Genomic DNA, 22,342 nt, shown 5'->3' on the forward strand with positions numbered 1-22,342 from the left:
TCATCAGTTGGGATGCTAAAGGTGTAAAAATTCCGCCCCGCACAGGGCGGAATAAAATATTAGCCAATGATGTTAATATTTCTCTTATTTAGTTTTTCACTTAGGATTTCATTCGCTACACCTTCTGTTGAAATAATGTATCCCATATTGCTACTCATATTGCCCAGAGAGAGGGTTATGGTTTTTTTATCTGAGCTTAGCATGATGTTGTTGATGCTGGCCGATTGATTGATAGTATAAGATGTTATATCTACAGCGCTTGCTCTGTCTGTTGCCTGATTCACTTGTAAAATGAGTGAGTTTGTTGCAGCATCGAAAGTTGATTTAATAACATCGAAACTGTTGCTGGCATAAACTTTCATGGCATCAACCGTTAACCATTTCCCACTTCGCTTCACGCCTTTTAGCACATGGGTGTCAGGTGAAAGGTCTTTAACACTATAAATAATATCGCTATACACCAGAGATTCACTCCATGTACTTGCCGTGCCTAAAAATACATCATCCAGATAGAAATCTATATCACCCTGATCGCTATTTTTTTCGCAATATACTGAGACATTGCGACCCTTGAAGGTAAATTCAAAATAATCTCCATTATTCTGTGTAACCTGACACTTGCCATCAGTACTGTCTGGTCTATCCTCAGATAACCACCAACCGGAGCCTGTATAGACGATGGAGTTACTACTTTCCTGAACTAACATTTCTGGTAACTGCGGGTCGAAGATTTGCTGATTTCCTGCAGAAACTACCGGGTGTTTCATATAGGTATCCCATATCAGACCACTACGATAATTTTCGATCATAATAAGCGACAGACCCTTTATCAGGCCGGAGTTGTTATCGCAATACCATGGCGCTGCTTTGGAAGTATTAAAGGATTCAATAAACCCATATCCGGTCCACAGTTGCGGATTTTTATACCATGCCATCATTGCTTGAAGCACATCTTGCGGCATAAATGGTAGGCTGCCAATAGGACCACTTGGTGTGATTGTGCCATCCGTGAAATGCATATTATTAGCACCGATATCACCTGACGGTGGCGCACCGTAGGCTGCATATCCGTTCGGTCCATTGCATGCAGTAAGGCCCCAATTTTCAGCATCCAGGGAAGGTAGTACATCGTTGTTTGCAATACAAAACTCTTTGTTTGCTTTGCTGGCATTAATGCTATTTTGCCACCAATCCGCCCCTTTTTTGTCCCACAGACGACGGAAATCAAGCCAGGCATGTGAAAACTGATATGTAAAAAGTTGACCGCCCCAGACATAAATCAGATCCCCACTATTACCATAATGCCCAGATTTTCGTTCAAGTTTATAAAACATTTCTGCTGCGTTTTCTGGCGCGTGAGTCATGGATCCTGTTGCCATAGGGTACATACAGAATTGCTCAGCGTATCCGCCCCATGTTGCCGATAATTGAACTAGATTCGAATCCCACCCCATGGTAAAGGCTCCATTCGGCGCAACCGCAGCATCCCATTCCACATCATCAAAAATCTGCTGAGCTAGCGTGCCCACCGTTCCGCCAAAATACTGACCAGCCGTCAAAATACCATTCAGTGCGAGCATTGTATCGACTGTTGAGATCTCAGAACCCAGTGTATCCAGACTATCCATATCAATGAAATGATAATAAAAACCTTTATAACGCAGTGACGGATTCTGCAGCGTCTGGAGTGATTTAATTAACCGATCTTCAGCCTTAACCTTGCTGATCCATCCGCGTTCTACTGCAATAACTAATGCGCTGAATGCAAAACCTGAACCAGCTATAGTTGCCCGGCGGGAATTGGCTCTGTCAGAAATTAATCCGTAACCCATAGAACCGTCAGTGATATTGGCTTCTCTCCAAAAATATTCAAAGCAAAACCTCGCTTCTGCCTCCAGTAGTTCCTCCTCCGACAGTGTGGCTGGCGTTCTTGCTGTCTGGTATACGCCGACCTCATAAAAAGATGGTCCCTTGTTATTGATAAGTTCTGTAATCACATACCTAATAGCTTTACTGGTGGTCAGATAGGGCAGAACGATTAGTTTACTAATATCACTCCCTTGATAAATATCTTTCCAGTTTTCGCCAGAACTATCTAAAATTTGTAAGGTAAAGGCCTTAACTCTTGATAATTCGTCTGGGTTAATAAATTCCTTCACTAAAATACGATCAAAAAACTCATCTTTTAGGAAAGTAATAGTGAGGGTCACTGGCAGCGTTGTATTATCATTTGCAGCCCAGCGTGTTGACGAATTTCCATCTGTGGCAAAGGCGGCCTTATATTCAGTTCGTTGGTCATACCAGACATCGCTTGCGACAGTCACTGCGCCTTTGGCAAGATTAACTGGCTGAATAACCGGCAGCAGCGATGACGTTGAGTTAAAGGCAGAGAATGTATACAGGCTTGCTGGTTTTTTAGCATCAATACAGGAGGCAATTGTCAGGATAATTTTATCAGTAGCGATCAATGCAGGAAGGAGGGCTAGATAGTTCTCAGTCGGTTTATTACCTTGTAGGGTTGTGACTAACTCAGCGCCAGCATAAATATCAATACTGAAATTATCAATGCGCTGCTCGTATTGATTAAAGCCGATAAGGTCAATTAATGTCGGTGTATCGAAAGTTAGCGATAACGTTACATTGTTTGCCAGATCGGTTGCCCATCGGGTTTGTGGATTACCGTCGACCACGTTTTGAGGCGAATAATCTTCATTATCATCGTACCAAACGTCGCTGGCTTCAGCATGACTAAAGATCGCTACATCTGGGTAAATTTTAGGTTGAGGCGTTTCATCAAATTCCATAACCAAAACCATTCCTAACGGATCGCTCAATGAATCAGGAAGGGCAAATACCATGCAGCCGCTGAGTAGTTCGAAATCCAGGGTGGTCTCCGGTGTGGTAAGCCAGTAAACTTTTGATGGGAGTGTGATGGGTTGTTCTACTCTAAGTTTGTTATCTCCCGGTAAGGTTGTTACCGTCACATAAAGTTTGTTTTTTTTCTTTTGAAGACCCTTTGTTTTACCCAGGCTGCAAAATGTTCCAGGCTGCATTGAAACATTAAGGGTACCTGCTCGAGTTTCATAGACAGCCTCACCCCATGTCTGCATCCATTTACCCATTTCATTTAGCCTGTCCACACATGGTTGTGGGATAACCCCCTCAGCATCCGGGCCTGTATTGAGCAATAAATTCCCCCCTTTACTGGCACAGTCCAGCAGATCGGTGAGAAGTATTTGAGCGTCTTTCCAGTTAGTATCATTGGTATTGTATCCCCACGAATTATTTATGGTCATACAGGCTTCCCATGGACCGCTCTGCGAGCCAGCAGGAATGCTCTGTTCAGGTGTGGAATAGTCTCCGAGTCCATTACCAATGCGATCATTAATAATGATGTCAGGTGATAAACGGTGTAAAAAATTCCTAATATCAGTGGATACATCTTTGTTCAGGAATGCAGCCCATGCACCATCAAACCAAATTAAAGCCGGGTTAAAGATTTCTATCAGCTCTTTGAGATGTTCTTTCATCTCAGAAAGATAGCGAGTAATATCTGCCGGATTAATTGTGGTTGGGACAGTCGCGGCATCCTCAATAGCAACTTCATTAACGTTACCCCAGTCTAACAATGAGTAGTAGCAACAGAAAGTAATCCCTCGTTCACGACAAGCCGCGGCCAAAGGACGAAGAACTGACTGGTGAATAGATGCTGTATTTTCGACATCATAAGGTGCAAATTCAGTTACGTTAGTATCGAACATGGCAAAACCATCATGGTGCTTGGTCGTGATGGTGAGATATTTTTGGCCTGTACTTTGAATGATATATGCCCATTCGTCCGGACTGTACTTATCTGGATTAAAGGGTTCACACGCTTCTGTTATGTAGTCATTTTTAGGTATCTTATTGGTGTTCATAACCCACTCACCTTCACCTAAAACAGAATAAGCTCCCCAATGCATCATATGCCCGAACCGAGAGTCATCGAACCACTTCATTCGTCGGAGTTTTGCTTCTTCAGTCTCTGTTCCTGAGTATTGAGAAAAAACAAACCAATTTAGATAACCAGTAAAACCATCAGGGAATAATATATAAATATCAGTTAATTCCGCTTTATTATAATCAATATTATTACTGACCGACTCGGTAAAGAATTTATCTACGCCAGATGATTTGATCGTCAGTGTCCAGAGCGGATCACTTTCGAGTGACTCACTAAAAACTTGGATTATTTGATCAGATGTTTGTGTCGCAGCAAATAACATACAATTTGCAAACATCCCTGTGGGAATAGTTGTGTTAAATTTTAACCATGAACCTGCGGGAAGGTTTATGACCGACTGATCTGTGTTTAGTCTTGGTGAATTGTCAAAGTGGGTTAGACTGTAGTTATCAATAGATGCACGCTGAACGTCAGTGTTCGTATCAATATAGTCCTGGAAATAGATAATATTATTATTCATGATATTCCTCTTCATGTGCTTTGTTTGTATATGTGTGGTTATCTTGCAGGGTATTGCTGCCACGGTAATTGAAAATGCGGCCCGTCACAAAAGGGTTTCCAATCACCTCCCCATTCAATAGGAATATCTAACATTGAAGATGCTTTTTTAAAAGCAATGGAAATTTCTTGGTAATATTTAAATTCCCATGACCCTGAAGTTGTAGGATAAGCCAGGACATCAATTGCATGGCCAGAAAGATGCCGGCTATTAAGTGTTTTAGATTTCCCTTCAATGAAAAGTTGTTTTTGTCTCTCAATAGAGCGAACGCCTTCGATGATACCAAAATCGATGATAGATAATTCAAGTGCTTTACAAGCTAGTTTTGCTAAGTCTGAATGAACACTTTTAAGCATAATAATGCTTCTCTCACTAAATGAATCTTCTTTCATCACTCCCTCACGTTTTTTAAGAAAATTGAACGAAAATGTTAGGTTAGTACTTTAAAATCGTTACAATATTTTTTTAGTCATACATCACAAAAAATTTATCAGGTATTTGATTAATAAATGTCTATTTTTTAGGTTTTGAACGAACAAATAATGATCATTTCAAGTGATCAAAAAATACTTTCTTCGGTTAGTATTTAGGCTCTTGAATAAGGGAGGTCTATGATGTCTATTTTCATATCAAAACAACTGAAATACTTTATGGTTGCAATGGAAAAAAAGTGTATATCTAAGGCCGCAGATGAGTTGTATTTAACAAGAACACCGCTGTGCAAAAAATTGGTTGATCTTGAGAATGTGCTGGGGGAAATATTGTTCATTAGGAAGTATAATGAGCTTATCCCTACAAAGTATGCCGTTTCATTACATAAAGAATTAATGCCAATATATGAGGCTCAATCAAGACTTGAAAGTAGGTTGAGCAATAAGAATAATGGAAATGTGTTAATTATATTTTTTGATATTTCTATTCCTGAGTTTATTTACCGTTCTATAATTTCATCGATACAGGGAGAAATCACTCAACTGATAATGAAATTTCAACGTACTGTCATTACAGAACAGCTAATTAGTGAAAACGCATATGCAAAAAATGTTTTTTTCATTTTGTTAAGGCCATTGATATTTAGTCATCCTTTTAAAGAAGTTGCCTGGCATGGAAGTGAAGTGTCTATATTAATGCCTAAGCATCATTTAAATACCTCCGAACTTATTGAAATTTATGTGTGGAATGATGGTTATATCAATCACTTTAAAGATAAAATTGAAGAGACTTTGCAGGAGAAATATCGAGCTATAAATTTCATATCCCATAATTATGACATCACGGCGGTTTTGCATAAGTTATATCGTGGGAAAGGTGCTTGTATCTTACCATTAAAAACAGCAATGATTTATAAAAATGAGAGTTTAGGAATAAAGTTAATTCCATCAAAACAAATTTCAGTTTATATGTATTGGAATGAATGCGTGGATTTTAAAGACGGATTTGAGCGAACAAAACAGGTTGTTTTAACGTTTATCTAGAAATGGGAAAGCTCTCTTTCCAGAGAGCTTTTATTGTTTGTTGTTGATATCGATTCCCGTTTTAACCTTTATGGCGAAAAGGAATATTCGTCCAATGCCATGGGTGCCTAGCAATGATATAATAATAGCAATAGCCCCCGCTGATACTTTTATACCGTGAAATGTAGGTAAGCTGACAATATGTGGTTTTACAAGAAAGAAAATCAGCAAGCATATAATTAAATCGCCACAGCGCTCTCTTAATTGCCCCCCGCCATATAACCAGCGACCAATTTCTCCTAGTGTAATAATAAAAATCATCTTAATGGTATCAACAGGTTCTGAGAATAGAGCTAACACCAAGCCGCTGAATGTTAATTTTGAAGACATGAACCCTCCTAAAAGGCCAGGTTAACGCCCTGGCCTTGGTTAATTTGAACGAAAAATATTATTTATTGACTAGCAGACGCACATCATCAATATCGACCGCATCGGTAGTTTCCGCATTATATGTTGCCTGGAAATGTAGCATAAGGGGGCCGGTCCAGGAAGGATCAACAGTAAATGAAGTTGTTTCAGTAACCCAATCGATACTCATTTCTGAATTGAAAGGTTGGCTCCAATAAGTTGTATTGGTGTTCAACATCATTACAGAAACAGTACCACTGTTTGGGCCACGGCATTTAAACGTTAACAGACTTTGTTGCCCTGCATCTATACCAATTTGCTGCCAGGCTGATTCTGTAGCATTCACGTGAGCATAGTAGTTCTCTACTGTTTCCGAGTCATTCTGTACACCTGCAGAACTGTCAGAAAAAGACCAGGCATTGAGTTGTTCTGGGTTGAAATCGCCGTCATTGATAATATTAGTAATCATTTCTAATCTCCAGTTTTAATATGATGGTTATAATGTTACTGACTCAGTAACATGGGTTTAGATTAACAAATTTATATTCGATGAATTTCCAGCTTTTAGATAAGGTATGACTAAAAAATAGAAAAAAATAATAATATTTAGCGATTCTTTTTTTGCTAACGAGATCTGAGTTAGCCTCTGTATGTGCGGCACCATAGAAGCTCGAGGTTCCCATGGTCGTGCATCTATTTCCCATTTGCTCCGAAGGATTAACAGCAATTCTGAACGGCATATTGATTGTAAACTTTATGTTACACCTGACTGCAAACTAATGTAGTTGCATAATTTACGGAAATTTAAGTCTATTTTGGAATTTGTCGCTTCTAAACATTAATGCGGAATTCGCATTAAACGCAAGGTTGGTACTCAACGCTCTTGCGCAATAGTCAACTTTCGGCGGGTATGTCTTCAGCGCTGTGAATAGGTATGCGGCCGGGGAGATAAATGCGATGTTACGTCCCGGTTTTGGCGCTGGAATGTTGTACAGTCATATAGGAATTTTAAAGCGATAAAGGAACTATCATGCACAGCATTACAACATTTTGTCCGTTCTGCCGATCTACCCTATTTGTCGGCGCTGAACGGTGTAGCAGTTGCGGGGCAACCATTGAATACGGTCGTATTCCACTTCGATACTTTTTTCTGCTTGTTGTACTGCTGTGGTTGATCATTGGTGGCGTTCACCTATTTTGTGACGACATCGGGCTCATGGATTTTATTGTACAACTGAGCATTGCGACAACGCTCAGCCTTGTTGTATGGGGGTGGGTAATCAGGAAGTTGCGAAAAAAATATACAGGCCGAATACGGTTTACTCGTTGAGTGACCCGTTACGTCCTGGAATTTTCTGGGGGTTACCGTAACGCGATAAATATCATTTTTAAAAGGATAAAGATTGTATGCCAGTTAACGACATTGCTGTTTTGATATTCACGTTTATCGCAGCATGTGTGTTCATTTTTTGCGCTGCCAACATTGTTGTGCAGGTAAAAACCCATGATCTCAGACGGCTACTTCAGGATGATTTTGATAAAGCCCGGCAAAAACTTGTGAATGAGTGGGAAGAGGCAAATCTAAAATATATGAATGAAATAGCAGGGTTAAAAATTGAAATAAAAACTATCAGGAATCAGATGGTGAAAAAAGAAGCTGTCGGTGAATATTTGAGCAGCGCAGAGGTTCTGAGTAAGAAAAATATTTCTGAGGATGATCCCCTATGTAGCCCGTCAAAACTTGATGGTGGAACTAATCAGCTTCATTGATTAAGCAAAAAACAGGAACTGGGAGCCTATCTATCCTGCGATTACTCTGGCGGGCAGCTAGCGGCACTTTCCTGACGAGAGGGCGTACACAGAGTAATGATGTTTACATCATGCTGAAACCAGCGAACATTGACTTCCTGCCCGGCGAGGCTGGGCGAAAATGACGGCATGATTTGCATCGTTAAGTGTGTCGCTGTGAGTTCAATTATTTTGGCGCTGGCAAAACCCGGCAGCCCCGATGCCTGTGCGGAAAATGCTTTATACACGCTCTCTTTAGCGGAGAACGCCAGGGTTAAGGCGAGCGGAAAGGGCTCCGGGCTGATCTGTAAAAGCAGTTGTTCACGGTTGTCGACAATGCTGTCGGCCAGGTCAGCTGCAGTGTGGGGCGTAAAAATAGCTTCAATGTCCAGCCCTACGGGGTGTGGCGAGACAACCGCCAGCGCGGTCGTGGCGCTATGGCTGATGCTGCCAAACAGACCTTCTGGCCACAATGGCTGGCGATGTTCGCCGATGCCGGGTACGGTTTTGAGGCCAAATTCACGCAGTGCCAGGACAGCGGCAATACGCCCCGCTAAATGTTCAGCTTTACGCTTGCGCCCACTGGATATCAACTGAGTGTGGTGGGGGAGCCATAGCAGATCGTGCTCATGGAAACTATCGGGATCAAACCCGACAATATGCAGCGTATGGTCTGCGAAAGGGAGTGGGGTGTGCGTTGTGCGCATGGTTTCTTACGGTTTCCCTCTCCCCGCAACGAGGAGAGGGAAAAACGTTATCAGAAGTGCGTGTTCACGCTCATGAACCATGTACGGCCCGGTTCGTTATAGGTGTGCGCGCCTGCGCCTGCCATATAGTTTCCGGTCACGATATCGCCCGTGGTCTGGGCATTACCTTCACGCCACAAACGTTTGTCAAAGACGTTATCCACGCCGCCGGTCAGGCTGACGTTTTTCATCACGTCCCAGGTCGCGCTCAGGCCGACAATGCTGTACGGACTCACTTCACTTGCCGAGCTGCCGGTTACCGGTTTACCCTGGTAATCGTATTTCTTCGGCTGCTGTTTGCCGTACCAGGTGAAGGTTGACTGCAGTGACAAATCTTCGCGTGCCTGCCAGCTCAGGGTTGAGTTCAGCGTGTATTCAGGAATAATCGACAGTCGCTCGCCGGTCTCTTTATTCTTACTTTGCAGCATGTAGGTGATGTTGTTGGTCCAGTTAACGGTTTCGCTAACCGGCACGTTCAACGTACCCTCCAGACCCTCAACCACCGCTTTAGGAATGTTTTCCCACTGATAGATATCGGTGTAAGTCGTCTTCCCTTTGCTGGTGATAGACGTTCTGTCGAACGGTACCGTACCCGCTTCAATCTTGTTGCGATAGTCGTTGCGGAACCAGGTGACACCAGCCAGCCAGCCGTCACGTTTGAACTCAAGGCCAATCTCTTTGTTGATACTGGTTTCGGCCTTCAGATCATCATTACCCATCATGTAGCAACCAATGCCGGTCGCAGAGCCGGTGGCATAGCACCCCTGGCCTTTACTGTACAGGATATAGTTCGGGTTGAGCTGGTACAGGCTTGGCGCTTTATAAGCGCGTGCAATCCCCATCTTCAGGGTGAAATCATCGCCCAGACCTTGTGAGAGGTTCAGAGACGGGCTCCAGTTGTCGCCGACGATACTGTGGTGATCAAAACGCAGACCCGGCGTCAGCATGGTGCTGTCGGTCAGTTCCATGTTGTTTTCAGCAAACAGAGAGAAAATCTCTGCATCGGAGTACGGGCTGCGGTTGGTGCTGCTGGAGCCTGGAATATCACCGCCCATAAAGGTCTGCGAGTTGGACAGCATGTCCTTCATGCGCTGCTGGTTCCACTCGGTACCGAGCGTCAGGTTTTGGTTAACCAGCAGATCCAACGGAATGCTGATTTCACTGTGTAGCATGACGTCACTCAGGTCGGCATCGACATATTTTTGTGACGCATTCGGGTCGAAGATCCCTTCCGTACCACCCGCCAGACCTTCCGGCGTACGGGAGTTGCGCGTGTGTTCATACTGCACCCAGTTGCTGGTGGTGACGCCGTTATCCCAGCCGCCGTTCCAGGTCAGGGAGTAGTTCTGGCGATAAAGACGGTTGGTCTCTTTACCGTAGTTATCTTTCACCAGCTGGTTGGTGTTAGTGTTTTGCGTGTCACCCGCATACAGGTTGCCCTGACGACTATAACCGGCTTCCAGTTCGAGAGACTGGAGCGGGGCGAAATCCCAGCGGACCATGCCGTTAATATCTTTGTTGATGACCCCTTCACGACCCGCAGGCAAAGTGTTGGCGTAGGTGCCGGTACGTTCTGACTGATGACCCTGGTTGATGTCCCATGCGTCAGCCTGGGTTTTATCGAGATTTCCGTACAGACGGAAGCTGAAATCCCCGCCCATTGGGCCGTTCAGGCTAAAGTTGGTGCGTTTAGTGGAACCTTCGTCTTTGTGTTCCGGGGCATTGAAATAGGTATCCCAGGAGCCGTGCCATTCGTTGCTGCCTTTTTTGGTGATGATATTCACCACGCCGCCAGCCGCACCGTTGCCGTAACGTGCCGCGGCAGGGCCGCGCAGCACTTCAATACGCTCGATCATTTCCGGCGGCACCCAGGCGGTATCACCACGGGTATCACGCTCGCCGCGCCAGCCCTGACGCACGGAGTTACGGCTGGTGACCGGCTTGCCGTCGATCAGAATCAGGGTGTTTTCTGGACCCATGCCGCGAATATCGATCTGACGGTTGTTGCCGCGTTGACCGCTGGTTGAGTTACCGGTCAGGTTCACGCCTGGCATGGTACGAATGATTTCCGCCACATCGCGCGCGGGAGGATTCTTACGGATTTCATCAGCAGTGATGGTGGAAACGCCTGGTGCCTGCAGGTTCTGCTGGGCGGCGGTAACGACGATGGTATCTTCATGCGAGACGGTGGTGCTATCGGTTTTATCTTCTGCCATCGCTGGCAGCGCTACTCCGTAAATCCCCAAATTGACCAATAAGGCCAGTGAATGAATCTTGTTGTTCATTGTGTGTCCTGCTTTCTTTTAGCCACGTGAACCAATATGCCGTTGTGGGGCATTTGGCCTGATGTCGCCCGCTCCTGCGAAAACCATCCGTTCCAGAAAAAGTTCGCAGCGTCAGGTCGGTTTATAAGTGGTGAAAAACTGTACGCGCTTCCCACAGCGCGACAATACGCTATTGCAAATGCAAATAGTTATCAATAATATTATCAATATATTTCACGCTAGATCATAAAATTTCACAGTAAACATGGGGTTATGGCGGTGACGACGTTAAAGATGGGAAGCGAGGCGTGGTGGCGGTCGAAAAAAGGCCCGGAGTGGGAGCGTGAAGACAACGGAAAATATCGGGTAACTTTTTGGTGGCGTGACCCGCAGGGAACGGAAAAACGCTCCACTACCCGTCGCGTGTGGGTCTACATTACCGGTGTGACCGACCACCATCAAAATGCTATTCCCCAGTCGATGCAACGCATTGATGGCACAAATGTTTGGTGCTGGAGTATTACCCTGAACGCCCACTGGCGCGGGAGCTATTGCTTCATTCCTTCTGCACGCGACGACATTTTTGCCGGGCTGAACGCAGGTGAAACTCCGGACAGAACGTTACTGCGAGAAGGCTGGCGACAGTTGTTACCGCAGGCTATCGCCGATCCGCTCAATCCTCAAAGCTGGCAAGGCGGGCGTGGCCATGCAGTGTCTGCGCTGGAAATGCCGGACGCGCCCGTACAGCCGGGCTGGGATCGTCCTGAGAAACCCGATTCCCCTGCCGTTTGCCTGCAATGGCACAGCGCGAGGCTCGGCAATACGCGCCGCGTGTGGGTCTTTACCACCGGCGAAGCGGAGCCTGAGGAACGTCCACTGGCCATTCTGCTGGACGGACAGTTTTGGGCGCAAAGTATGCCTGTCTGGCCCGTGCTGACCTCACTTACCCGACGACATCAGCTCCCGCCTGCCGTTTATCTCCTGATTGATGCCATCGATACGCCTCATCGCAGTCACGAGCTGCCATGCAACGCAGATTTTTGGCTGGCGGTGCAACAAGAGTTACTGCCGCTGGTGAAAACGACCACCGCGTTCAGCGACGATCCACAGCGCACGATCGTTGCCGGGCAAAGCTTTGGCGGCTTGTCATCGTTGTATGCCGGGCTGAACTGGCCGGAACGCTTTGGCTGCGTACTCAGTCAGTCAGGATCCTACTGGTGGCCGCACCGTGGTGGTCATCAGGATGGAGTTATCATTGAGCAACTGAAGACCGGAAAGGTAAGCGCTCAGGGGCTGCGTATTGTTCTGGAAGCCGGTATTCGCGAACCGATAATTTTTCGCGCCAATCAGGCGCTCTACGCGCAGTTGCCCTGTGCGCCACAGTCTATTTTCTGGCGTCAGGTTGAAGGTGGACATGATGCACTTTGCTGGCGCGGCGGTTTGATGCAAGGGCTAATGACGCTCTGGCAGCCGCTCACTGACACGATTTAACCGGACGATGTTCCACGACAGGAGTTGAGTATGGAATTCAGTAACCCCTTCGATAACCCTCAGGGCCAGTTTTACATTCTGCAAAATCCCCAACGTCAGTTTAGCCTTTGGCCGCAGCAATGCTCGTTGCCTGATGGCTGGAATATCGCGTGCGAACCGCAATCCCAGGAAGCCTGTCAACAGTGGCTGGCGGCGAACTGGACCACGCTGACGCCGGCACAGTATGCCGATACACAGGAGGCAAAATGACTCAGCGCTTACCGTTAGTTGCGGCCCAGCCGGGGATCTGGATGGCGGAAAAACTCTCCACTTTGCCTTCGGCGTGGAGCGTCGCACACTACGTGGAATTAACCGGTGAACTTAACGCGCCTCTGCTGGCAAAAGCAGTCGTCGCCGGCTTGGATCAGGCCGATACCCTGCGCATGCGGTTTAGCGAAGACAACGGCGAGGTCTGGCAGTGGGTTGATCCAGCGTTCACTTTCGTGGAGCCTGACATTATCGATGTCCGTGAAAAGGCCAGTCCACACGACGCCGCGCGTGCGTTGATGCAGGCCGATCTGCAGCAAGACATACGCGCCGATGGCGCAAAACCGCTGGTCTGCCATCAGCTTATTCAGGTGGAAGATAACCGTTGGTACTGGTATCAGCGTTATCATCACTTACTGGTGGATGGCTTCAGTTTCCCGGCAATTACCCGCCAGATAGCGGCAATTTACCGGGCATGGCAGCGTGGCGAACCCACGCCTGCATCGCCTTTTACGCCCTTCGACGAGGTAGTGGAAGAGTATCAACAGTATCGCCACAGCGAGGCGTATCACCGTGACGGCGCATTCTGGGCCGGGCAGCGAGAACAGCTGCCACCTCCCGCTTCGCTATCGAGTAAACCATTACCGGGAAGGGCGGCCAGCGCGGACATTATTCGTATGCAGTTGACCGCGCCCGACGGCGCATTCCGCCAGCTTGCCGCGCGTATGCCTGACGTTCAGCGTGCAGATTTAGCGCTGGCACTGGTGGCGTTATGGCTGGGGCGTTTATGCAGCCGGATGGATTATGCCGCCGGGTTTATTTTCATGCGCCGCATGGGATCGGCGGCGTTAACGGCAACCGGACCCGTGTTGAATGTTCTACCGTTCGGCGTACATCTTGATGCAGCGGAAAGTCTGCCCGAACTGGCAAAACGACTGGCCGGTCAGCTTAAGAAAATGCGTCGTCATCAGCGTTATGATGCGGAGCAAATTGTGCGAGATGGCGGGCGGGCAGGTGGTGAAGAGGCGCTGTTTGGTCCGGTACTGAATGTGAAAATCTTTGACTATCAGCTGGATATCCCTGGCGTACAGGCGCAAACCCATACGCTGGCGACGGGGCCGGTTAACGATCTCGAACTGGCGCTGTTCCCGGATGAAAACGGCGGCCTAAGCATTGAGATCCTCGCCAATAAACAGCGCTACGATGAAGCGACGCTGGCCCAACACGCGCAGCGGTTAACCGCGCTGATGAGACAGTTTGCCGAAAATCCGGCGCTGCGTTGTGGTGATGCCGACATGCTGTTGCCGGTGGAACAGGAACAGCTGGCGCAAATAAACGATACGGCCGTTGATATACCCTTCACCACGCTCAGTGCGCTGGTGGCGGAGCAGGCCGCTAAAACACCGGATGCGCCAGCGCTGGCTGACGCCTGTTATCAGTTCAGTTATCGCGAAATGCGTGAGCAGGTCGTGGCACTGGCAAAGGTGCTTCGCGAACGCGGCGTACGACCGGGTGACAGCGTTGCCGTGGCACTGCCGCGCTCTGTTTTCCTGACGCTGGCGCTGCACGGTATTGTTGAAGCCGGTGCCGCCTGGCTGCCGCTGGACACCGGCTACCCGGACGATCGTCTGCGGATGATGCTGGAAGACGCGCGCCCCACGCTGTTGATAACCACCGATGAACAACTGTCTCGCTTTCGCGATATTCCGGGGCTGGACAGCATGTGCTATGACGCGCCGCTGCCGGGTGGGGATACCTCGCCGTGCGTATTATCGCGCCCAGAGCATACCGCCTATATCATCTTTACCTCGGGATCGACCGGCAGGCCCAAAGGGGTGATGGTGGGGCAAATCGCCATCGTTAACCGCCTGCTATGGATGCAAAACCACTACCCGCTGACCGCCGATGATGTGGTGGCACAAAAAACGCCGTGCAGTTTTGATGTCTCGGTGTGGGAATTTTTCTGGCCCTTTATTGCCGGGGCAAAGCTGGTGATGGCAGAGCCAGAGGCGCACCGTGATCCGCTGGCGATGCAGCAGTTCTTCGCCCTGTATGGGGTGACGACCACGCACTTTGTGCCGTCGATGCTGGCGGCATTTGTTGCATCACTCACGCCGGAAACGGCGCGGGAAAGCTGCGCCACGCTGAAACAGGTGTTTTGTAGCGGCGAAGCCCTACCAGCAGAGTTGTGCCGTGAGTGGGAACAGTTGACCCACGCACCACTGCACAATTTGTACGGTCCGACCGAAGCGGCGGTGGATGTCAGCTGGTATCCGGCATGCGGGGAAGCGCTTGCCGCTGTAACCGGCAACAGCGTGCCGATTGGCTATCCGGTCTGGAATACCGGTCTGCGGATCCTTGATGCCATGATGCGTCCGGTGCCTGTTGGTGTGGCGGGCGATCTGTACCTGACCGGGATCCAACTGGCGCAGGGGTATCTGGGCCGACCAGACCTGACAGCAAGCCGCTTTATTGCCGATCCGTTTAACGCCGGTGAGCGCATGTATCGTACCGGGGATGTGGCGCGCTGGCTGGAAAATGGCGCGGTGGAATACCTCGGGCGCAGTGATGACCAGCTTAAAATTCGCGGACAGCGTATTGAGCTTGGTGAGATTGACCGGGTGATGCAGCAACTGCCAGATGTCGAGCATGCCGTGGCCCATGCCTGCGTATTCAATCAGGCGGCAGCGACAGGCGGCGATGCACGCCAGCTGGTGGGGTATCTGGTGTCGCAATCGGGTTTACCGTTGGATGCTTCTGCATTACAGGCGATCCTGCGCGAAAAACTGCCCGCACATATGGTGCCGACGGTGCTGTTGCAGTTGACGGAATTACCGCTTAACGCCAATGGCAAGCTGGATCGTAAAGCATTGCCGATGCCACAGCTGACGCCGCGCGTGGCAGGACGTGCGCCGCGAGCGGGCACTGAATCCACAATTGCGGGAGCCTTTTCTGCGCTACTGGACTGCGAGGTCAATGATGTGGAAGCTGACTTCTTTGCGCTGGGCGGTCATTCGTTGTTGGCGATGAAGCTGGCAGCACAGTTGAGCCGCGTATTTGAGCGTCAGGTGACGCCCGGACAGATTATGGTCGCCTCCACCGTTGGGCAACTGAGCGCTCTGCTCGACAGCAACGATGACGAACAGTCGCAGCGGCTGGGGTTTGAAGCGCTGCTGCCGCTGCGCACAAGCCACGGACCCACGCTGTTTTGCTTCCATCCGGCTTCTGGCTTTGCCTGGCAGTTTAGCGTGTTGTCGCGCTATTTGAGTCCTGAGTGGTCAATTATTGGCATCCAGTCGCCACGACCACATGGACCGATGCAGATGGCGTCAAATCTTGATGAGGTCTGCGAGCATCATCTTAAAACGCTGCTGGAGCAGCAGCCTCATGGCCCCTACTACTTACTGGGGTATTCGCTGGGCGGCACGCTGGCGCAGGGCATTGCAGCACGCTTGCAGGCGCGGGGAGAAAAGGTTGCGTTTCTGGGACTGTTGGACACCTGGCCGCCGGAAACACAAAACTGGCAGGAAAAAGAGGCCAATGGGCTGGATCCGGCGGTGCTGGCAGAAATCGATCGTGAGCGGGAGGCCTTTTTGGCTGCGCAACAGGGGAACGCGTCTGACGCGCTGTTTAGTGCAATAGAAGGCAATTACGCCGATGCGGTTCGTCTGTTGACCACCGCGCACAGCGTGCCTTTTGACGGTCATGCCACGCTGTTTGTGGCCGAACGTACGCTGCCGCAGGGCGTCAGTCCGGAGCGCAGCTGGTCGCCGTGGATATCCAGTCTGGGTATCTATCGTCAGGACTGCGCGCACGTTGATATCATTTCTCCCACTGCGTTCGAGAGGATAGGGCCCGCAATAAATAGGCTTGTTAATCACCTCGCATAGCAAGATTCCGGGTTATCGCAGCCTCTGAATAACTCCATAATGATAAATAAATGTTATGGAGTTGTTTTATTTTTGTGTTGTTCTGGCGTTAAGGGCTAATAAATTCCGAATATTATATTTGGTAGGTTTTTTGAGGCAAAGAATGTTTCGGATAATTCTTACTAGCTGGTAGACTTCTTCGACAAGAATATTTTTCCCCAGGCAAAGATTTCAGGTTACACAACATGTCATCACTCAATATCAAGCAAGACAAAGATTCGGAATTTACTGCTTATCCGCAGACGGTGGTAAACAGTAATGAAATTGATTTAATCAACCTGCTTGAGATTTTATGGCGAGCCAGGACAAAAATTGTTGCAACCGTTTTCACCTTTGCCTGTGTGGGTATTCTTATCTCCTTCCTGCTGCCGCAAAAATGGACCAGTCAGGCAATTGTGACGCCAGCCGAAGCCGTGCAGTGGCAGGGTCTCGAGAATACGTTGACCAAATTACGCGTGCTGGACATGGACATTAACGTTAGCCGTGATGATGTGTTTAACCTGTTTATCAAGAAGTTCCAGTCGCCATCGCTTTTGGAAGCCTATCTGCGTTCTTCACCTTATGTGATGGCACAATTGAAGGGTGCCGATATCGACGAAATGGATCTGCATCGGGCGATTGTCAGACTCAGTGAAAAAATGACCGCGGTTGATAACAATGCGAGTAAGAAGAATGAAACGTCGCTCTACACCGCATGGATGCTGAGTTTTACCGCACCAATGGCACAAGAAGCGCAGGACGTGCTGGCGGGCTATATCCAGTATATTTCTAATATTGTGGTGAAAGAAACGTTAGAAGATATTCGCAATAAGCTGACAACTAAAACCAGCTTCGAGAAAGAAAGACTGGATATGGATCGAGAAAGGCTTAAAAATCAACTGGCCGCAAATATTCAGCGCCTCAATTACTCGCTGGAAATTGCTAATGCCGCAGGAATTAAAAAACCGGTTTACAGCAACGGTCAGGCGGTAAAAGATGACCCTGATTTCTCTATTTCGCTAGGGGCAGATGGTATCGCGCGTAAATTAGAAATTGAAAAATCGGTAACAGATGTTGCAGAGATTAACGGTGAATTACGCAATCGCCAATATCACGTTGAACAACTGTTGGCGATGAATGTGAAAGATGTAAAGTTTACACCGTTTAAATATCAGCTTGCCCCTTCGCTACCGGTAAAAAAAGACGGTCCAGCCAAATCTATGATCGTTATTCTGGCGGCGTTACTCGGTGGTATGGTGGCGTGCGGTGGGGTTCTACTGAATTCTGCCCTGATGTCGCGTAAACAACATGCTGCCTTTATGGGCGATCGGTTAGTGTAAGTCATTGCGTATGGCGGCGAGATGGCCGCCACACGATTCATCCTGTTATTTTTGGCGTCCAAGCGGCACCACCAGCGGCGTTCCGGCAACCGGATCGTCGATTATCATGCAGCGCAGGCCGTAGATCTTTTCGATAAGCTGCGGCGTGACAATCTCCTTCGGCGCACCCTCGGCAACAATCTTCCCTTCCCGAAGCGCTATCAAATGTGTGGCATAACGGCAGGCCTGGTTCAGATCGTGCAAAACGGCGGCCAGCGTATAGCCTTTCTCGCGGTTTAGCTCACTGAGCAGCTCCAGTAAATCAATCTGATGGCTGATATCAAGCCAGGTCGTCGGTTCGTCGAGCAGCATGATCGACGTTTCCTGCGCCAGCACCATCGCTATCCAGGCTCGCTGGCGCTGTCCGCCGGAAAGGGTATCCACGCTTTGCGCCGCCAGGTGGGTGATCCCGGTGGCTTTCATGGCGTTCACTACCGCGTCCTCATCTTCTTTACGCCAGCGGGTAAATAATGGCTGATGGGGGTAACGTCCGCGAGCAACCAGTTCCTGCACGGTAATATCGCCCGGCGTGGTGGCATTTTGCGCCAGCAGACCAATGCGGCGCGCCACCTCTTTACTGGCGTAATGTTGAATATGTTCCCCGTCCAGCCAGACTTTGCCGTGTGCGGGCGTCATCAGGCGACTCAATGTGCGCAGCAGCGTCGATTTTCCACAGCCGTTAGGTCCAATAATGGCGGTGAAGTGACCGTCGGGAATGGCAACATTGAGATTTTCCGCCACGGTAAATTTGCCATAACCCAGCGTTAACTGGTCGCCACGCAAACGGGCTACTGATTCGGTCATTTTTTGCGGGACTCCTGAATTAACAAGATGATAAGATAAATACCGCCGAGGCTTACGGTGACAACGCCAACCGGAAGCTGATAAGGCAAAAATAACTGCTGAGCGCATAAATCGGCCATCAGCAGTAACAGTGCGCCGCACAGCGCAGACTGGGTTAATCCCCAGCGCGCGGTGCCGCTAAGACGGCGGGCAATGTGCGGTGCGACAAGTGCAATAAATGAGATAGGACCCGCCAGCGCGGTGGCGGCGGCGGTCAGCACGACGGCGACCAGCATCATCATCAAACGCGAGCGTTCGACGCTGACGCCCAGGGCACAGGCGCTGTCATCGCCCATTTCCAGCAAGCGCAGGCGGCGCACCAGCAGCGTGGCGCATACCAGCATCACAATAATCAGCGGTGCAGACGGCCAGGTTTTCGCCCAGGTCAGGCCGTTGAGCGATCCGGCGTTCCACAGCCCGGCCGTCAGCGCGGTTTCTAAAGAGGCTTTAAGCAGCAGCCAGGTGTTAAACGCCACCAGCATGGCGCGAATACCGATGCCGATGATAATCAGCCGGAACGTTTCTATCCCGTTGCGCCAGGCCAGCGCCCATACCACCAGTGAAGTCAGAACACCGCCGAGCATGGCGGCCAGCGCAATGGCGGTAAGGTGCTGACCAAACAGCACCATCGCCACCAGCACTCCGCTCCAGGCTCCGGTATTGAAGCCCATCACGTCCGGACTGCCCAGCGGGTTACGCATCAGTGACTGGAATATTGCGCCGCTTACGCCCAGCGCCGCGCCAATCAGTAGCGCCATCAGTACGCGCGGTAAACGCCATTCGGTCACCACAAGAGTAATGCTGCGCGGCGCGTCACCCAACAGGGCGGCAATGATCTGCTGTGTTTCCAGCGTCACGACGCCGCTACGCAGGCTCCATAATCCGATGGCGATGCAGACCATAACCAATAGCAGGCAACTGATAATCAGTCGACGAGAAAGGTGCATCATGCGCCACCTCCGCGCGGCTTACGGCGTACCAGAAAAATAAGCACTGGCGCGCCGATAAACGCGCTGACCACCGACACGCGCAGTTCACCGGGAACAATCAGGCGACCGATGATATCGGCAATTAACAGCAGGGACGGAGTTGCCAGTAAGGTAACGGGCAGCGACCAGCGGTGATCGGCGCCCACCAGCCAGCGCGCCATATGCGGCATCATCAGGCCGATAAAGGCGATTGGCCCGACAATCGCAGTAGCGCTTCCGCACAGGACGGTGATTGCCAACAGACCGATAAACTGCGTGCGGGCCACTTTGCTGCCCAGCGCGGTGGCGGTATCTGTGCCCAGACTCAGGCTGTTCAGGCCACGGCTGAGAAACAGGGCAACGGCACCGGCAATAACGACCGGGATTAGGACCACCTTCAGGGTATGCAGACTGCGAATATCCAGCGAACCGGCCTGCCAGAAACGCAGCTGATCGTAGACGTCCGGGTTGAGCAGGGCGATGCCGCTGGATAAGCCCTCCAGGACCGCACCCAGCGCCACACCTGCCAGCGTCAGGCGTACCGGACTGAGCTGCCCGCCGCCCTGACTGCCGGTAAAGGCCACAATCAGCGACGCGGCCAGCGCCCCGGAAAAGGCCATCAGCAGTTGCTCTTGCGGGGAGGAAAAGCCGAACAGCGAGGCGCCCAGCACAATGGCGAAGCTGGCCCCGGAATTGACGCCAAGAATACCGGGGTCTGCCAGCGGATTACGGGTGAGCGTTTGCATTAGTGCGCCAGCCAGCCCCAGCGCGCCGCCTGCGAGCAGTCCTGCCAGCGTACGCGGGAGTCGCGCGTCCAGCACGATGGTGCAATCGGCGCTTTGACAACTGCCGATGAGCGCATCCAGCACCACGGAGGCAGGGAGCGACTTCGCGCCAATAACCAGACTTAATACCGTGGTGACAACAAGTAATAACAACAGTCCGAACACGGCGAAGGCGCGCGTCGCACAAACAGAGCATGACATATCAACTATCCTTGATAATGATAGTAATTATCGTTATCGATCTTATTTGGGTATGTTAGCATGTGCAACCATTGAATGGATATTGAAAAAGTACCTGGTAAGGCTCTGTAATGAATCGACAATCCTGGCTGCTCAATCTCAGCCTGTTAAAGACCCACCCTGCATTTCGCGCCGTTTTCCTTGCCCGTTTTATTTCCATCGTCTCTCTGGGGTTACTCGGCGTGGCGGTGCCGGTACAGATCCAGATGATGACCCAGTCGACCTGGCAGGTTGGTTTGTCGGTGACGCTTACCGGCAGCGCGATGTTTATTGGCCTGATGATCGGCGGTGTGCTGGCCGATCGCTATGAGCGCAAAAAAGTGATCCTGTTAGCGCGTGGAACCTGTGGCATCGGCTTTATTGGCCTGTGTCTGAACGCGCTGCTTCCGGAACCTTCGTTGTTGGCGATTTATATCCTGGGCTTATGGGACGGTTTTTTTGCCTCGCTGGGTGTGACGGCACTGTTGGCGGCCACGCCGGCGCTGGTCGGGCGTGAAAACCTGATGCAGGCGGGGGCCATCACCATGCTGACGGTGCGCCTGGGTTCGGTAATATCACCGATGATTGGCGGGGTGCTGCTCGCCACCGGCGGCGTGGCGTGGAACTACGGTCTGGCAGCCGCTGGCACCTTTATTACCTTGCTGCCGTTGCTGAGCCTTCCGGCGTTGCCACCACCACCGCAGCCGCGTGAACACCCGTTGAAATCCCTGCTGGCGGCGTTTCGTTTTCTGCTTGCCAGCCCGCTGATTGGCGGCATTGCGCTGCTTGGTGGCTTGCTGACTATGGCCAGCGCCGTGCGCGTACTTTACCCGGCGCTGGCGATAAACTGGCAGATGTCGAGCGCCCAGATTGGTCTGTTGTATGCGGCGATCCCGCTGGGGGCTGCCGTCGGCGCATTAACCAGCGGACAACTCGCTCACAGCGTGCGTCCCGGTTTGATTATGCTGGCCTCAACCGTGGCGTCTTTCCTCGCGATTGGCCTGTTTGGGCTGATGCCGGTCTGGGAACTGGGCGTGGTCTGCCTCGCGCTGTTCGGCTGGCTGAGCGCGGTGAGTTCTTTATTGCAGTACACCCTGTTACAGACGCAGACGCCGGAAGCGATGCTCGGGCGTATTAACGGTTTGTGGACCGCGCAGAACGTCACCGGTGATGCCATCGGTGCAGCGCTGTTAGGCGGTCTGGGCGCGATGATGACGCCGGTCGCTTCGGCAAGCGTGAGTGGATTTGGCCTGGCGATTGCAGGCCTGCTGCTGTTGCTGCTGTTGAATGAGTTACGTCGTTTCCGTCAGACGCCGCCAGAACTGGCGTGAGGTATCAGGC

Annotated in this window: 16 protein-coding genes; 7 read left to right on the top strand and 9 right to left on the bottom strand. The window is 50.2% G+C overall.

The window, feature by feature from the left end; all coding sequences use genetic code 11:
- Nucleotides 1–59: 59 nt before the first annotated feature.
- Nucleotides 60–4,463 (bottom strand): alpha-L-fucosidase, encoded by a 4,404-nt coding sequence (locus tag JQ822_RS01270; protein ID WP_213131952.1) that lies wholly within the window; start codon nucleotides 4,461–4,463, stop codon nucleotides 60–62.
- Nucleotides 4,464–4,501: 38 nt separating this feature from the next.
- Nucleotides 4,502–4,894: a M15 family metallopeptidase gene (locus JQ822_RS01275; RefSeq protein ID WP_213131953.1), complete on the bottom strand. Its 393-nt coding sequence runs from the start codon at nucleotides 4,892–4,894 to the stop codon at nucleotides 4,502–4,504.
- Nucleotides 4,895–5,113: 219 nt separating this feature from the next.
- On the opposite strand from JQ822_RS01275, the gene JQ822_RS01280 reads away from it, so the two are divergent.
- On the top strand, nucleotides 5,114–5,977 hold the full coding sequence (locus JQ822_RS01280; protein ID WP_213131954.1) for a LysR family transcriptional regulator: 864 nt from the start codon (nucleotides 5,114–5,116) through the stop codon (nucleotides 5,975–5,977).
- A 30-nt stretch (nucleotides 5,978–6,007) separates the two neighbouring features.
- Here JQ822_RS01280 and JQ822_RS01285 read toward each other — a convergent pair whose 3' ends face one another.
- Both JQ822_RS01285 and JQ822_RS01290 read right to left on the bottom strand, forming a co-directional pair.
- Complete coding sequence (locus JQ822_RS01285) at nucleotides 6,008–6,346, bottom strand: hypothetical protein (protein ID WP_213131955.1); 339 nt, start codon at nucleotides 6,344–6,346, stop codon at nucleotides 6,008–6,010.
- A gap of 58 nt (nucleotides 6,347–6,404) precedes the next feature.
- Entirely contained in the window at nucleotides 6,405–6,833 is a 429-nt protein-coding gene (locus JQ822_RS01290) for a hypothetical protein (RefSeq protein WP_213131956.1), read from the bottom strand.
- A 938-nt stretch (nucleotides 6,834–7,771) separates the two neighbouring features.
- Here JQ822_RS01290 and JQ822_RS01295 point away from each other — a divergent pair.
- A complete protein-coding gene (locus JQ822_RS01295) occupies nucleotides 7,772–8,134 on the top strand; it encodes a hypothetical protein (protein ID WP_213131957.1) in 363 nt (120 codons plus the stop codon).
- 41 nt (nucleotides 8,135–8,175) lie between these two features.
- On the opposite strand, the gene entD is transcribed toward JQ822_RS01295, so the two are convergent.
- Together entD and JQ822_RS01305 are read right to left on the bottom strand one after the other, a co-directional pair.
- Nucleotides 8,176–8,859, bottom strand: coding sequence for an enterobactin synthase subunit EntD (entD, locus tag JQ822_RS01300; protein WP_213131958.1), 684 nt, complete (start codon nucleotides 8,857–8,859; stop codon nucleotides 8,176–8,178).
- A gap of 50 nt (nucleotides 8,860–8,909) precedes the next feature.
- Nucleotides 8,910–11,183: a TonB-dependent siderophore receptor gene (locus tag JQ822_RS01305; RefSeq protein WP_213131959.1), complete on the bottom strand. Its 2,274-nt coding sequence runs from the start codon at nucleotides 11,181–11,183 to the stop codon at nucleotides 8,910–8,912.
- A 252-nt stretch (nucleotides 11,184–11,435) separates the two neighbouring features.
- On the opposite strand from JQ822_RS01305, the gene fes reads away from it, so the two are divergent.
- The 4 genes from fes (at nucleotide 11,436) to wzz(fepE) (ending at nucleotide 18,147) form a co-directional block, all read left to right on the top strand.
- Nucleotides 11,436–12,653 (top strand): enterochelin esterase, encoded by a 1,218-nt coding sequence (fes, locus tag JQ822_RS01310; RefSeq protein ID WP_213131960.1) that lies wholly within the window; start codon nucleotides 11,436–11,438, stop codon nucleotides 12,651–12,653.
- A 30-nt stretch (nucleotides 12,654–12,683) separates the two neighbouring features.
- Nucleotides 12,684–12,902: an MbtH family protein gene (locus JQ822_RS01315; RefSeq protein WP_213131961.1), complete on the top strand. Its 219-nt coding sequence runs from the start codon at nucleotides 12,684–12,686 to the stop codon at nucleotides 12,900–12,902.
- The gene (gene entF / locus JQ822_RS01320) at nucleotides 12,899–16,789 is read left to right on the top strand and encodes an enterobactin non-ribosomal peptide synthetase EntF (protein ID WP_213131962.1); all 3,891 of its coding nucleotides are present in this window, start codon (nucleotides 12,899–12,901) and stop codon (nucleotides 16,787–16,789) included. The genes JQ822_RS01315 and entF overlap by 4 nt, the downstream gene beginning before the upstream one ends.
- A 224-nt stretch (nucleotides 16,790–17,013) precedes the next feature.
- Complete coding sequence (gene wzz(fepE) / locus JQ822_RS01325) at nucleotides 17,014–18,147, top strand: LPS O-antigen length regulator Wzz(fepE) (protein ID WP_213131963.1); 1,134 nt, start codon at nucleotides 17,014–17,016, stop codon at nucleotides 18,145–18,147.
- A 45-nt stretch (nucleotides 18,148–18,192) separates the two neighbouring features.
- Here wzz(fepE) and fepC read toward each other — a convergent pair whose 3' ends face one another.
- From fepC to fepD, 3 genes are read right to left on the bottom strand one after another with little or no spacing between them, the layout of a single operon-like run.
- Nucleotides 18,193–18,990, bottom strand: a complete 798-nt coding sequence (gene fepC, locus JQ822_RS01330) for an iron-enterobactin ABC transporter ATP-binding protein (RefSeq protein WP_213131964.1) — start codon at nucleotides 18,988–18,990, stop codon at nucleotides 18,193–18,195.
- Entirely contained in the window at nucleotides 18,987–19,979 is a 993-nt protein-coding gene (gene fepG, locus JQ822_RS01335) for an iron-enterobactin ABC transporter permease (RefSeq protein WP_213131965.1), read from the bottom strand. The genes fepC and fepG overlap by 4 nt, the downstream gene beginning before the upstream one ends.
- Nucleotides 19,976–20,983, bottom strand: coding sequence for a Fe(3+)-siderophore ABC transporter permease (fepD, locus tag JQ822_RS01340; RefSeq protein ID WP_213131966.1), 1,008 nt, complete (start codon nucleotides 20,981–20,983; stop codon nucleotides 19,976–19,978). The genes fepG and fepD overlap by 4 nt, the downstream gene beginning before the upstream one ends.
- Nucleotides 20,984–21,093: 110 nt before the next feature.
- Between fepD and entS the strand changes: the two genes are divergently transcribed.
- Nucleotides 21,094–22,332, top strand: coding sequence for an enterobactin transporter EntS (entS, locus tag JQ822_RS01345; RefSeq protein WP_213131967.1), 1,239 nt, complete (start codon nucleotides 21,094–21,096; stop codon nucleotides 22,330–22,332).
- Nucleotides 22,333–22,342 lie beyond the last annotated feature (10 nt).

Origin of the sequence: Citrobacter sp. FP75 (genome assembly GCF_018342065.1) — a bacterium.
GTDB lineage: Bacteria > Pseudomonadota > Gammaproteobacteria > Enterobacterales > Enterobacteriaceae > Citrobacter.